Below are 13,623 nucleotides of genomic sequence, written 5' to 3' on the forward strand. Positions count from 1 at the left end.
GCTGGGGCGACTGCGACGCAGGGATTCGCTGCTGCCGGGTTCGTCAGCGCTGGATCGGCGGCGGGTGAGGGTGTGGTCGTTCACGAATCAGGCTCGATTAACGCGTTAATGCACGCTGCTGCCGTAGGTCTGCTTTTCCAGCGCCGCCGACACCAGTCGATAGGCTTTGGGCAGCCAGATCCAGTGGTCTTCCACCCACACCAGGCCATCGTAATGAGCGCCGCCTTTGGGCAGCAGTTGGCCGGGCTGGTCGTGGCAGCGCCAGGTGAGCCAGATCCATTGGGGTTGCAGCCAGCCTGCAATGTTGCGGTAGCCGCGGGGGAATTTGTCGCTCAGTTCGTTGGGCCAGCGCAGTAACCCGGCGTTGGCGGCGGTGATGGCCACCTGATCATAGTCGGCTCCAGGGTCGGCGGTGGGGGCGCTGGCGTAGAGCTGGTCGACCTCGGGGATCATGGCAGCGGCGATGGCGGGGTCGAACAGTTTGTGCAGATCCTGGGGGCTGGGTTTGAGCTGGCGGGTGTAGAGGGGGTTATCCAGTTCGCGGATGATGTCCTCGGCCACTTCCGCCAGCAGGCGCAGATTGATGAGCAGGGATTCCCGCGAATCGAGGATTTTCTGCAGCCGTTCATCCAGTTTGCGGCCCTGCTGCGCCACGCTGTGGTCGGGGTCGTGGCGCAGGCGATGGGCCTGGGGGATGAGGTCGAGGCGTTCGGTTTCGCGGGCCGCCCAGATGCCCAGCAGGCGCTGGCGCGGTTCGCTGGCGAACAGCAGGTCGTCCACATCCCGCTCCTGCAACAGGGGCAGGCTTTCTGACAGTAAGCCACGCATGGCGGGGGGCAGGGTGGCCACGTCCAGTACCCGCAGGCGAGCGATGGGGTTGAAGCTGTAGATAAGCACGGGTTTGCGCCCGCCCCAGGTCCAACTGGCGAATTCAGGCTCCCCGGACAGCAGCGGGTTCTGGCCGGTCTCGGCGGGCTGCCAGCCCAGGTGCTGCAGGGTGGAGGCGATCTGCTGGAAGGGTACGTCGGGCTGCACCAGCAGGGTCTGACCCAGTTCGTAATCCATCATGGGGTTGGCTCCGGTTGGTGTTGATTGGGGGTGGGTTGGGTGTCGTTTGCATGCCAATTGCGCAGCAGGTTGAGTTTGCCCGGCAGCTCCCGCCCCAGTTTGCGGTATTCCGCCAGCAGGCCCACCAGCAGGTCGGCGGCGGTGATGGGGTTGTGGTTGGCATTGACCGCCGCCGCCAACACCACGTTGCGCAGTTGGCCGCCGCAGAAATCGCAGTAACTGGCCAGCAGGCGGTAGATGTCGTCACCGGGGCCGCGCTCCCCCAGATGGCTGCGCCACAGTTGCAGGCGTTCTTCAAAGCCGGGGATGGGGAACTCCACAATCAGATCCAGCCGCCGGGTGAAGGCCGCGTCGATGCGCTCCCGGTTGTTGGAGGTGAGGATGACGATGCCGGGGTGGTTTTCGATGCGGGTGAGCAGGAAGTGGGTGAGCATGTTGGCGAAGCGCTCGCCGGTTTCTTTGCCTTCGCTGCGTTTGCCGAACAGGGAATCCGCTTCGTCGAACAGCAGCACCACGTCGCTGGCGGCGGCCATGTCGAGCACGGCGGACAGGTTCTTTTCCGACTCTCCGATGTATTTGTTCATCACCGCTGAGAGGTCGACCCGATACAGGGGGGAGCCCAGCTGGGTGGCGATGTAGCTGGCGGCCAGGGTCTTGCCGGTGCCGCTTTCGCCGATGAACAGGGCGCGCACCCCGGCGGTGAAGGTTTGCTGCAGGGTGGCCCCCAACCCTTGCCAGAGGGATTCCCGTTGTTGCGCCCGCTGGATCAGGCGCTGCAGTTCGGTGTCCACCAGGGGCGGCAACACGATGGCGGCGCGATCCACCTGCCGGGGCTCCGGCTGGGCCAGCAGGCGCAGCCGTTCGGACCCCAGTTGCTGGCGGGCCTGGGTAACGTGGTGTAGGGCCAGCGGGGTGTTGTCGCGCTGGGCCAGCAGCTGGGCCGAGGCGGCGAGGCTTGCGATGGTGGGGCCGCTGAGCAGGGCGTTTCGGGCGCAGTGGGCGGCCAGCTCGGGGCAGCCTGCTTGCTGTGCCCAGATGGACTGACGCTGGCGTTGATCCGGCAGGGGCATCACCAGTTCCAGACATTGGCTGTCGCCCAAACGGCCATCTGCAGCACCTTCTACCGCGCCGTCGCTGCCCAGCAGGATGACCTGGGGCTGGGGCCTGGTGGCGGAGGCCGGGGTGTGTGCATTGGGGTGCCAGACTTCGCCGGGGCCCAGTTTGGGCTCCAGCACCGGCAGCCAATGGGCGTAGCGACAGGCCAGGGGCAGGGCCGGATCCTGTTGCCAGCGTGCCAGGGGGATGCCGATGGCCTGCAAGCTCAGCGCGCGGGCCAGCGCCTGGGCCAGTTGGCGGCGGCCGCTGTGGGGATGGCCCCGTAACACCAGGGTGTGGGCGCTGCCCTGTTGCAGCAATGCTGCCAGCACCGGCAGTTGTTGCTGCAAGGCGTCGGGCAGGAGCGTGAGATCGCCATCCCTGAGCAGGTCGCAGTCCTCCCAGCCATTAGCCTGACCCAACAGCACCGACCAGTAGGCGGCAGGCAGTGACAGGCTTTGCAGCGGCAAGGGTAAGGCAGTCTGAGGCGAGTCGTGATTGCCCTGCCGCTGGATCAGCCCGGCGCGGATCAAAGGGTGTTGTGGCAGGTTGAGTAATTGGAACGGTTGCTCCGGCTCTGTTTGCAGGCTTTCAAGAATGGCGGCGCACAGATGCAGTGTGGGATGGGGGGATGGCGAGGGCGCCTGTAGCTGAGTGATCACCAGCGAGATCACATGGCTGCGCTGGGTTTCTCCCAGCAGTGTCAGCAGAAAGGTATCCATCAAGTTGAGGCGGTATTCGTGGATCAGCCGCAGCAAGGGTTCGGAGCTGTCCTGGCTGGATGCGCGCTCATCAAAGGTGCGCCACTGCTTTTTCAGCGCCTGCTGCAGACTGTGCGCCGTGTATTGCTGGCCCCCCAGCAGGGATTGTGCCTCATCTTGCAGCAGGCGCAGTAAGCCGTTGTCTTTGGGCAGGGCCTGTTGCCAGAAGTGCACCAATCCCAGCCGCACCCAGCCCGCCAGAGCTTGCCACAGGGGGATGGTTGCAGGGCGTGCAGGGTCGGTATGGTGTGGGGGTTGGTTCATGACGGTTGCTCATAGTGAAAGTTCACCACCCGACCCAGCCAGGGTAGCCAACCGGGGTTGATGTCCAACCCGGCCAGCCGCACCTCAATGCGCACGTTGCCGGGGCTGGTGTAAAGATCCACGTGGCTGGGGTTATGGCCAATGGTGGCCGCCAGGGTAAGCAGGCTGGGTTGCCACAGTGGGCCATACCATTGCTGTGCCAATTGCTGGATGTCATCAGCTTGTGGCAATGGGGGCAGCCGGGCCAGATCGGCGCTGTGTTCCAATCCCAATTGCCTGGCTATGAATGCTGCCAATGGGTCCGACGCGTCGAAACCCAGTAACTGCGCCACGCGATATAACCAGAGCCAGCCGTTGGGCAAGGTCTGCCAGTAATCCCCCATCAGGGTTTGCAGTTCGGAACGGTTCAGGAAATTCAATAGATAGAGCACGCCGCCCTGTTGGGTCTCAAATTGATCTGGCAGCGGCTTGGGCGCCGGTGGTTGCAGGCGCAGCTGCTGTAATGGGTGTTGAGGTTGATGCGACCCGGCTTGCTCGGGCTTGATTTGAGCTTGGGTTTGGCTGTGAGCCGGGCCCGGTGTGGATGCCTCAGGGCCATCGGATGGCTGGGTGTCGACGCCGGTGGTGGCAAGCGTTGTGGCAGGGGGTGGCTGCGTGCCAGCCTGTTGCTGCGGCGGCTGGCTTTGGGTGGGCGCAGGCATATCGGCGTGATCGTTCACCGTTGGCTGAGCGTTGCCATCAACCGGCCCGGTGCGGGTGTCTGGCTGGGTGCCTGCTGTATTGTTGGAAGCCGCGGGTGCCGCGTGGGTGTGATATTGATGGCTGTGGTTCGCTGCAGCGGCATGGTCAAGGCCATCCCCAAAGGCGGTTGCGCTGGAGGTTGTCTGTGGTGTGGTTGCGCCGCCGATCTGAGTGAAGACCGCCGCCAGTGCCGCCTGGGGTGCCTGCCACAGCATCAGGGGCAGCCATTCCTGCGCCGCCAGCACACAGGCCAGACGCACCCGCAGATCCGTTGCTGGCAGATCCGCTATGGCGCTTGCCCAGCGCTGTTTCAGGGCGGCAGGCAGAGCAAAAGTTGCAGTTGGCGGTGCCGAGGAAGCGGGCAGTTCAGCGCCCACGGCAATGCGATACCCCTGTTTCCAGTTCAGCTCCCGCAGCAGTTGGGCGGCGTCTTCCGGTTGCAGGGTTTGCCACAGGGTACGCAGCATTTGCCGCTGCGCCAGCACAGCGATCACCCCATTCAGGTGGTGCAGATGATCGGCCATTAAACTGGCCACCGCCCGGCCCGCGGCCTGGTTGAACAGTGGTGCCCAACGTTGCCAATACCAGCGCCGGGGAGCCTGCCCCAATGTCAGATCGATAATCAGGGAGGCCAGCAGCGCCTGCAAATTGGCAAAGCGCACCACGTTATCCGGGTTGCGGTCGTGCTCGATGCAGTGGCGCGCCTGTTGCAACAGTGTTTGCTTTAAGCGATGGGGTTCGGCACGGGCACGCACCTGCCGTATCAACACGTATTCATCGCCGTGGGCGTGGGGCCACTGCGCCTGCTGCAATTCGCGGCCAAGCCGTTGCTGAGCTTCTGCCGGGCCGCGCAGATGCAAGCGGTGAATGTGGATATCCGAAGGCGCTAGCATGGGCACCTACCGCTGCTTGCGCAGGTTGCCCACCACCGCGAAGCGGGTATTGATCTTCGCATTGGCCTGTACCACGTTGACAATGCTCACTTCGGTACTGTCCGGGCTGTGATCTTCCACCGTGAGCTCCGCCGCGACCCGCTGATTCAGATCCAGTAACTGCAAGCGAATACCGGGGCTGATGGCGCGATTGAGCTTCACCCTAAAGCGCTCCCCCGGCAGCAGCAGGCGCGGCGGCACAAATACGTTGCCGCGCACGATTTCCTGGGGATCACCCAGTGATGCAAAGATGAGCGTGGCTCGAATCATATTGTGCATGGCGGTACGGCTGGCGGCATCGGCATCGTCTTTCAGTTGCCGGAACCACCAGTCTATTAATTCGGAGAGGGTACGGGTGGTGTTGAAGTCATCCTGCTCCGCTTGATCCAGCCCTGGCCACCAGCTGACATTCTCCACCCGAATGCGATCGTCCTCTGCCAACTGACCCCATTGCAAACGCAGGGAGCCGGGCAGCAGGGCCAGCTTCTCCAACAGGCAGGCCTGACATTGCTCCAGCCGCTCCCGCAGGGTTTGCGCTTGCTTGCGCAAATAGCCGTTGCTGCCCTGGGACAAATCCTCCAGCGAAAAGACTTTGGCGGCTTGCTGCTGGGTTTGCAGGCTGCTGGCGACGAACGTAGGCAGGCTTAACGCCGACCACTGCTTGATCACCGATTGGGTTTGCAGTTGCACGGTGTGCAGGCGCGCCTGCAGGGTATCGTTGCCGGTTTTGAGGCTCATTCGCTGCGGTTTGGCCTTAAAACGGGCCGCCCGCAACTGGCTCAGGTAAGCGTATTTGTCGAACGCGGGCAGTTTCGGCCGCAGCAGGTGCAGACCGGCCCAGTCGTCCATGGGGATTTCGGTGACCGCATCGAAGAAGCTCTCCAGTTCAGCGGGCAGATCGGCGTCGTTGTCCCAGTCGCAGCCGGGCACAATGTCGTTTTTATCTTTGTGGCGCAGGCTTAACGGGTCCGGCAGCGCTATGGACACCGGTGTGCTGCGCACCCGCACATAATACAAACCCTGCACTGCGGTGGTCAGAACCCGTGAGCGTTCCAGAAAGCGATCGTGGGTTTGTTTCCAGTCCTCTTCCAGTAGCCGTTGCGCCACACCGTAATCGCCCAGTTGCTCATCAAAGAACCGGTCGAGGCTTTCCAGTGTTTCCCGTGCGACGCGAATCAAACCGCTGAGCTTTTCGATCTGGGCCAGCTTGCGGGTGTGCTCCCGCAGTTTACCCTGCAATTTGCGCTCGATCTGGTTGTAGCGGGTTTCGGTGATGGCGATCCATTTGGTGAGCACTTTACCGGCGTTGAACAGGGCCTCGTAACGTTTTTGGTTGGCCACCAGCCCACGCAGTTGCTGGAATTTGGTGTCATCATTGCCAGCCAGTTCGCGGGCGCGGGTGTCGATCTGGGTTTCCAGCACGGCGGGGGACACCAGCCCCAGGTTCTGTTCGCTGGCTTTGAGTTTTTGGCGCAGGGAGGCCGCGTCAGTGGCGTCGAATACATCGCTGATGGTGGCGATCAGATCTTTCATGCCGTAGTAGGCTTTGTTGTATTCGTTGATCTCGGGGCTGATGTGATCCAGCACGCCAAAGCGGAATTCCTTGGCCTCGTAGGCGGGTTTGCTGACCGCGCTTTTGGCCAGGTTGGCCAACAGATCCAGCCGCTTGGTGTTGATGCCCAGTTCGAAGGCGGAGTAGCTTTGGGGTTTGCTGGTCAGGTAACTGGGGGTGCTTTTGGTGCTGGTGTTGAGGGCAGACAGCAGCAGGTTGTTGCTGAAGTTGAAGCCGCTGGAGGAGGTGCTGGAGGTTGCCGGGGCGCTAGCTTTGGCATAGCGGATGCCGCTGTAGGCGCTGGCAGGTGCTGGGCCGATGCTGGCGGTTGCGGTGGGCGCCGGGTTTGTGGCTGCGGACAATTCCTCGGGCATCAGGTTGGTGTTGAGGCTGGCGTAGGGCAGCCAACGGGCCACTTGCAGGCCATTACCATCCCCCGCCACACCGCCCGCCAGAGACGACAGGGCAACGGTTTGTGAATCCAGCTGTTGCCGTTTCAGCAGCAGGATGTCGCGGGTTTTCTCCAGCCGGGTGCGAATGGCGCGAATCTGGTTTTCGATGGCTTCCAGCTCCACCAACGCCACGGCGTATTGAATGACCAGGCCGTCCTCCTGCGGGGTGGGCAGCGGCGGTGGCACCGGGCTGCCATCCACGCTCACCAGCCAGTCGCGGTAGAAATCGGGTTGTGCAGGCACCCCTTTGCTGTACGGGTAAGGGGCTGCGGTGGTGCCCGGTGGCAGCAATTCACTCAGTGCCTTTTCAATCACACTTTGAAACAGGGCGGCGGGTGTCACCGGTGGCTGAGTTGGTTTGGGCAGATCCAGATGTTTGAACTGTTCCGGATCCAGCACGGCGTGTTCGAGGGTGGCAAGCTCGCCGCTTAAAGGCTCTTCGTTGGAAGGCTCGACAAAATACAGCTTGTCGAACTGCTGACGCCAGCGTGACCAGGCGTTGTAGGTGCGCATATAAAAGCGATACAGATCCGATTCCAGTTGCGCATCCGTGGGGGGAATATCCAGTAGATCGGTTCGGTAGTCACGACGATCCAAAGCCAGTAACAGACGGATTTTGTCGCCAGCAGGCTGCCGTAGATCGATCACCCGCCGGGCGATATGGCGGTCAAGCAGCTCCTGCACCGAGTCTGCGGGCACCGGCACCATATCGATGCCCAGATGATTGGGCAGCCACAGCAGGTTGGGGTTGATGGCGTCGGGGTTTTGCAACCAGTTCACCGGCAGCTGGCCTGCGGCGGGCAGGTAATCCAGATGCAGATTGCTGGTTAAAAAATCACCCAGAGGAGTGGCGCTATTGGCAGGCAGACTGTGGGCCTGCATCACCGCCCGCAACGCCGCGCTGGTTTGATTGAGCAGCGCGCGATAGCCGCCCTGGGGGTTGGCATCATAACGCCCGGCGGGCTCGGATACCCAGGCAACGGTGTGGGTATCGCCACTGGTGGTAATGGCCACCAGAGCCAATGGCACCGCTTGGTTGAAGCCGCTCAAAAAGCTGCCATCGACACGGTCGGCCGCCACCCAGTTTTGCAATTGTTCGGCGGGGGTAGTGGCCACCAGCGCCGGGGCGATGGCGAGCCGTTGCAATTGTACACTGGTGACCGTAACCAGCCGCGAATCGCGGGTTGGATCGAACTCGGCGCGCTGGCACGGCTCAACGCTGGGGCTGTCGATAGTGCGCTGAGCCTGCTGTAGGGTGAGGTAATACACCCCGGTGGCATCGGCACTGGCGGTGCTGGCCAGGTAATGCGCAATGATCGCCTGCCATTGGGCCCGCAGCGGCATCTGTACATTCAGGGTTTGCCCCTGAGCGGTCACCGCCAGCCCCGGATTGACGATAAAACTTTCATGATCTGCCAGCGCACCGCCGCCGCTGCTGTTGAGGTTAAGGCCGTATACCACTCCGGCGTGGTGGGTTTTGAGCAGGGGCAGCAGGCGCGCATCCGCATATTCCTGCTGGCGATCAAATTCCTCTTCCCCCAAATGGCGACCGGCGAACAGATGAACCCGCTCCAGTTTGGCGGAGCTGGCGATGGGGCGATGCAGCACGATGAAAGTCATGTTCGGTTCCTCAACTGTTAACCCGCTCGATCAACCTTTCCCAATCACCTTGCAGTGCATTGGGCAGGCCCTGTTGGGAGGCGGCATCCAGCACGGTTTTGCCCACGGCGGCAGGGTGCTCTTCCACCTGCCGCAGCCGTTCCAGCAGCGGTGCCATGGCGTCCCGTTCCACCAGTATTTGCACGGTGGGCCAGATCACCGGGTTGTAATGGCGATCCGTTAACAGCAGAAACTCGGTTATTTGCTGCACCGTGCGAGCGTTCTCGCCGTGCTGGTTCATCAGCCGCTCCAACGCCTCACGGCTTAGGTTGTCTTCTGCCGGGCGAATCTCGGCCAGCCGTTTGAAATTCACAAAGCGCAGGAACACGTTATCTTCACTTTCGATCAGACTGCCGGGATCAGAAGGTGTGGGGGTGGGTGTCGGAACGGGCACCGGTTCGGTTTCGGTATCCGTTTCCGTGTTATCCGTTGGGGGCGGTGGAATAGGTGCCGGTGGGGTTGGCTCAGGAACCGTGGTGCCCAATGCCAGCACGATACCGCTGACGGCGGTTTCGGCGGCTCTCACCGGGCGGCGCACGTACAGCAGCTGGCCGTCGGCCAGGGTATCCCAAATGTTTTGCCAGACGTTGGCATCGGTATCCAGCGCGTGCACCGGATGCACCGGATACAACTTCAGCCGCAGCAGATCCATCTGTGGCAGACGCCGGTTGATCGGGTTGTAGCCCCGCTCCAGTTGCGCACCATAACGGCCGTAATCGGCGTTGGAAAGCGGTGCCAGCACCACGATGTCGGTGCTTTCTGTGCTGCTTAAATCAATGTTGGGCAGCAACAGGGATTCGGCCTTGATCAATTCCACATCGGACAGGCGAATGGGGGCAATATGGACATTGAAGTGCTCGGGGAAATAGCCCTGATGACCATTCACGGCATCCACCGCATCCTTGGGCACCGTGCCCACCGGTGGCAGCAGGCTGAAATAATCGGCCGCAGCAAACTGGTTGTTGAGGCTGCCACTGGCACGATGGGTAAAGACGTCCGCCAGCAGGGCTTCGTATTGCCGTGACAGATCGGCCTGTCGGTCAGCAGCACCTATCTCCTTGCGCAGAGGCTGGCGCAGCAACTGGCTGTCCAGCCACTGGGGGGTGTCGTTCTGGATGGCGATCACACCCAGCGCCACGCTGTCTTCGGGAATCAACGCGTCTGCCAGTTCATTGCCCAGGAACTCGCGCATCAGGCTGGCCCGCAGTTGCAGCGGGTTTTGCTGCACCAGTGGCACCGGCAGTGGCACCAGTCCCATTTGCACCGATTCTGTCACCAGGGCGTAATCCGCGCCCCGCTTGCTGGCCAGATCCGTGGGGAACACTTCCGCCAGATCCGTGGCCACGTCCACATAGCGCAACACCACGGCGTACAGGGCGCGGTTGAACTTGCGGTATTGACTGGCGTTGAGTTGCGAAATCAGCGCTCTGTCTCCCAGGCTCACCATAAGCTGGGTATTCAGTTGCAGCACCCGGCCCAGTGATGTCATGGCCTGACCGGGCTGCAGGGTGAGCAGGCCAGAGAAAGGATCAAAATTCAGGTCGAGGCCGTTGATGATGCCGTGGCCCAGCACCTTGCCGATCTCCCGCAGGCGCTGATCCAGATAGATCTGATCCCGCTCCAGATCCTCGGCGGTGAGCAGACGGCCGTCGAAGTAGTGGGTGCGGGTCATGCGCGGGTCGATGTCGGCGATGTGCTCCAGGCTTTCACCGGCGGCGATGGGGTCCCCCAGGGGTTGAAACAGTATCTCGCTCATGATGTTGCTCCTGTGACCTTGCGTGGGGATTAGGGTTGTCGGTTGAGCCAGGCCAGCTGGCTGGCGGTGCTCAAAAACGGCCGCACCAGATTGTTGATGCTGATGCGTTCCGGGTTCACCACGATGTTATTGACGTCGCTGGTGCTGATGCTGATATGGGCCAGCAGCAGGCGCGCGCCGTCTTCCAGTTCATCCGCCAGGTTGCGGGTGGCGATGCCGCTGGCGTCCAGGGCATGCAGCAGTTTGGCGTGCAGGCTCAGTTGGGCGGCAGCGGCCGGGTTGCTCAGCTCCAGGGCATCCAGTTGCTGTTGTTCTGCTTCGGTCAGCGTGGGCATGGCATCGGCCACAGGGCTGTGACTGGACCAAGGGGCGTAACGCTCATCGGCGCTGGCCGGAGGCAGTTCAGGGATCAGCTCCAGTTGCACGCTGTCGGCGGTACGGGCGGGCTGCACTGCGTCGGTGCTGAGGTTGAGCTTGCGGGCCAGTACCGGCTGTTTGGCCACGGCGCAGTCTTTCTGGCGCACGGTGACTTTCAGCCACAGCAGGTCGTTGCTGGCGTCGAAACCTTCCAGCAGATCCGCCTCGGTTTGTGCATCCAGCCATTGGCGCAGGTCGATGCAGTAGGTTTCATGGATCATGACCTCACGCCCCAAACCATCAATGCCCAGGCCCGCGCTCACATGCAGGCGTACCAATATGTCATCCACATCGTTGCTGTGGCTGTTCGGCTGCATGCTGACCCCCATGCCCGCCAGGGTGCCGAAACCGTGCAGCCAGTACTGGTGACGGGTCAGGCGACGGCGATGGTAAGCCTGCTCGTCGCGGGTGGCTTCCAGCCCCAGCATCATGCCTGCTTCATAGGCCACCCGGCGCAGGGGTTGGGCCAGCTCGTCGTCCTGCTCCAGGGTGGGCAGGTCGTCCAGATTAGTCATGGGGCCTCCTCATGTGCTCGTCTCCATGCTCACAGGCTGGCGTTGATGTCCCGCGGTGAAAATGCCACCGGGTTCTTCAACAGGCCTTCCTGTCCGATCAGGGTTTGGTTAAGGATCACCGGCTCAGGATCGGGCCGCTGCTCCAGATAGGTGTCCACACTCAGCAGGGGTGAGGTGCCCAAAATGAAGGGTCGCTCGGTTTCAATAATGCTCCACTGCAGGTGTGCCGGGATCTGTTCGCTCAGGGTTTCCATGACTGCGTTTTTCTGTTGGCGGGCGCGGCCGTGCAGCAGCACGCTGAGCTTGTGGGCGTACTTGTCGAAGAACGCGTTCACCGCTTTGGTTTCCTCTTCGTCCGCCAGTTCTGGCGCAAACAGGGCCAGAAACTCCTGTGCATTCATATCCGACAGAATCAGGCTGTCGCCGATGATGCTGTTGCCGCTCATGCCGGTGCCCAGGGTGAGAGGGTGCGTGGCGTCGTCCATATTGCGGCCCAAAATGGTGGCCAGGGTACGGCGCAGGCGGAAGTTCTCCACCAGCACCACTTCGCCCCGCTGCACGCCGCCGTCGGTGGCCACGTCCAGTGCCAGGTTTACACCGGGCAGGGTGCCTTTGTATTGCTGAATCAGGGTGGCGCATTGCAGCAGGCGACGCTGGCGCGGCACCGGCCAGTGAGGGGGCAGTTCGACCCCGATGGATTGCGCCAGCCAGTGCAGGTTGTCGGCGGGGGCGGCAGCAGGGTGAACCAGTTGATCACTGGCGGCGATGCGGCCTTCAATGGGGGTGAGCATGCCTTCGAAGCTGGCCAGCAGCCGTTCCCGCGTATCCGCGCCGTTGGCGGGGCCGATCTGGTGAGCCGGGTTCTGCGGATCGAAGGATTCCTCCTGTCGGAACAGCTCCGGCAAGTAGGCTTCCTGGTAGGAAAAACGCGGTTGATAAACCCGAATGGCATGCAGGGCCGGGGTGGTGCGGCCATTGCCGGTAAAATGCACCTGCAGTTGCAGATAGCGGCCAGTGAGGCGTCGCACCGGGCCCTGGGGCCGTTGCAGCAACAACTCAAACAGGCCTCGTTGACCGGGGTTATCGCCTTCATCGCTGCGGGATAACGCGGGCTGGAACGCCAGTTCAGAGGGCAGTGGATTCCACACCGGGTCGGGCTGGTCGATCAGCGCGGCACTGCCCCGTTGTTCGGGTGAATTGTAAACGCGGGCCGAGAGTTTGATGCTGCAACCCGGTGGAATGCAGGCGTCCAGATAGACGCGGTGCCAAACCGTATTGGGGGCACCGGAATCCAGAACTTCATGCAGCAGGGCGTTGGCTTCCAGGTGATAGCGGGGCTGGCGCAGGGCATGCAGTTCCCGTGGGCGGGGGTCAAAGTCCGGGTAGTCGGGGTCCAGCTCGGCCTGATAGCGCAGCTGGCCATCGGCGCAACTGGCGAATCGGGGCACCGCCAATGACAGCATGGGGTAACGCTCGCCGATGAGTCGGGCCGAGCCGGTGTCCCCATGCAGGCTCAGCACCGGGCAGTCCCGTTGCCGGAACTGGGTATCACCGTTTTGCCGGGGGGCCAGGGCAGCCAGCCGGCCGGGGCCCGCAACGGCCAAATCCACCGCAAAGGGCAGCTCGGCTGGCAGGGTATAGGTGGTAAGTGGGCGATCACTTAGGTCGGTGAGGGGGCGGCTCACAATGCGCTGGTTGCCGCCGTTATCATGCAGCAAAATACAGAGTTGGGTCTGATCGCCGGTAATGGCCAGAGCCTCCCAGCCGCTGGGCAGATCCTGCTGCCAGCTCAGGCCCAGGGCATCGGGGTTTACGGTTACCGGTTCAAAGCGGGTGTCTTGGGGTGCATAGGGCAGGGGCAGTGGTTCGCCCTCACACAGCATGAGCTGAGTGGCGCTCACACACCACACCCGGTTTTGGTGGTCCACCCAGGCCCGTCGTGGTGCCGCTGGCAACTCGCAGTGGCTGAGCCAGCGCTTGCCCAGATGGAACAGCAGCAGGCCGTGATGATCGCTATCATTGCTGTAGGGAATGGCCAGGCGGCCCTCCCGGTTAAGATTCAGATCTTTCAGGGTGACCGCAGGTGTGGCACTGAGGGCAGCGGGGGGCAGGGCCACATCATTCAGCTCGCCGTCTTTAAGGGTCAGCCAGCCTCGTCCGCTGTTGAATTCCACGCGGCTGGCATCCGCACTCAGGCGCGCCACCTGATAAAACGGGTCCACTGCCATGGGGCTGGCAAGTTGCCAGGCGTTCAGGGCCGCAACCGCATCACTTTCGGGCAAACGCAGGGACTGGTTTTGCGCCAGGGTTAATGCCTGCTTGGCGCCATGCCATTGCAGCCGGGTGGAGGCGTGATCGAGTTCAGCCTCGCTGCGCAATAGAAAGTAGGGGGTATTGTTAACGTCCATAGG

At 62.4% G+C, this 13,623-nt stretch carries 7 protein-coding genes; all 7 read right to left on the reverse strand.

The window, feature by feature from the left end:
* Positions 1 to 105: 105 nt before the first annotated feature.
* From Kalk_RS12045 to Kalk_RS12075, 7 genes are read right to left on the reverse strand one after another with little or no spacing between them, the layout of a single operon-like run.
* Positions 106 to 1,068 (reverse strand): hypothetical protein, encoded by a 963-nt coding sequence (locus Kalk_RS12045; protein ID WP_101894487.1) that lies wholly within the window; start codon positions 1,066 to 1,068, stop codon positions 106 to 108.
* Positions 1,065 to 3,188 (reverse strand): ATP-binding protein, encoded by a 2,124-nt coding sequence (locus tag Kalk_RS12050; protein WP_101894488.1) that lies wholly within the window; start codon positions 3,186 to 3,188, stop codon positions 1,065 to 1,067. Before Kalk_RS12050 ends, Kalk_RS12045 begins: the two co-directional genes overlap by 4 nt.
* On the reverse strand, positions 3,185 to 4,822 hold the full coding sequence (locus tag Kalk_RS12055; protein ID WP_158643459.1) for a hypothetical protein: 1,638 nt from the start codon (positions 4,820 to 4,822) through the stop codon (positions 3,185 to 3,187). Before Kalk_RS12055 ends, Kalk_RS12050 begins: the two co-directional genes overlap by 4 nt.
* A 6-nt stretch (positions 4,823 to 4,828) precedes the next feature.
* The gene (locus Kalk_RS12060; protein WP_101894490.1) at positions 4,829 to 8,485 is read right to left on the reverse strand and encodes a hypothetical protein; all 3,657 of its coding nucleotides are present in this window, start codon (positions 8,483 to 8,485) and stop codon (positions 4,829 to 4,831) included.
* 10 nt (positions 8,486 to 8,495) lie between these two features.
* The gene (locus Kalk_RS12065) at positions 8,496 to 10,280 is read right to left on the reverse strand and encodes a hypothetical protein (protein WP_101894491.1); all 1,785 of its coding nucleotides are present in this window, start codon (positions 10,278 to 10,280) and stop codon (positions 8,496 to 8,498) included.
* Positions 10,281 to 10,309: 29 nt separating this feature from the next.
* Positions 10,310 to 11,212, reverse strand: a complete 903-nt coding sequence (locus Kalk_RS12070; protein WP_101894492.1) for a hypothetical protein — start codon at positions 11,210 to 11,212, stop codon at positions 10,310 to 10,312.
* Between the two features lie 29 nt (positions 11,213 to 11,241).
* Positions 11,242 to 13,620: a phage tail protein gene (locus Kalk_RS12075; protein WP_101894493.1), complete on the reverse strand. Its 2,379-nt coding sequence runs from the start codon at positions 13,618 to 13,620 to the stop codon at positions 11,242 to 11,244.
* Positions 13,621 to 13,623 lie beyond the last annotated feature (3 nt).

The organism is Ketobacter alkanivorans (assembly GCF_002863865.1).
GTDB lineage: Bacteria > Pseudomonadota > Gammaproteobacteria > Pseudomonadales > Ketobacteraceae > Ketobacter > Ketobacter alkanivorans.

Bases quoted from the DNA above. Each gene is read 5' to 3' on its own strand.
- Kalk_RS12045 (WP_101894487.1), bottom strand. From the start codon at position 1,068: ATGATGGATTACGAACTGGGTCAGACCCTGCTGGTGCAGCCCGACGTA.
- Kalk_RS12050 (WP_101894488.1), bottom strand. From the start codon at position 3,188: ATGAACCAACCCCCACACCATACCGACCCTGCACGCCCTGCAACCATC.
- Kalk_RS12055 (WP_158643459.1), bottom strand. From the start codon at position 4,822: ATGCTAGCGCCTTCGGATATCCACATTCACCGCTTGCATCTGCGCGGC.
- Kalk_RS12060 (WP_101894490.1), bottom strand. From the start codon at position 8,485: ATGACTTTCATCGTGCTGCATCGCCCCATCGCCAGCTCCGCCAAACTG.
- Kalk_RS12065 (WP_101894491.1), bottom strand. From the start codon at position 10,280: ATGAGCGAGATACTGTTTCAACCCCTGGGGGACCCCATCGCCGCCGGT.
- Kalk_RS12070 (WP_101894492.1), bottom strand. From the start codon at position 11,212: ATGACTAATCTGGACGACCTGCCCACCCTGGAGCAGGACGACGAGCTG.
- Kalk_RS12075 (WP_101894493.1), bottom strand. From the start codon at position 13,620: ATGGACGTTAACAATACCCCCTACTTTCTATTGCGCAGCGAGGCTGAA.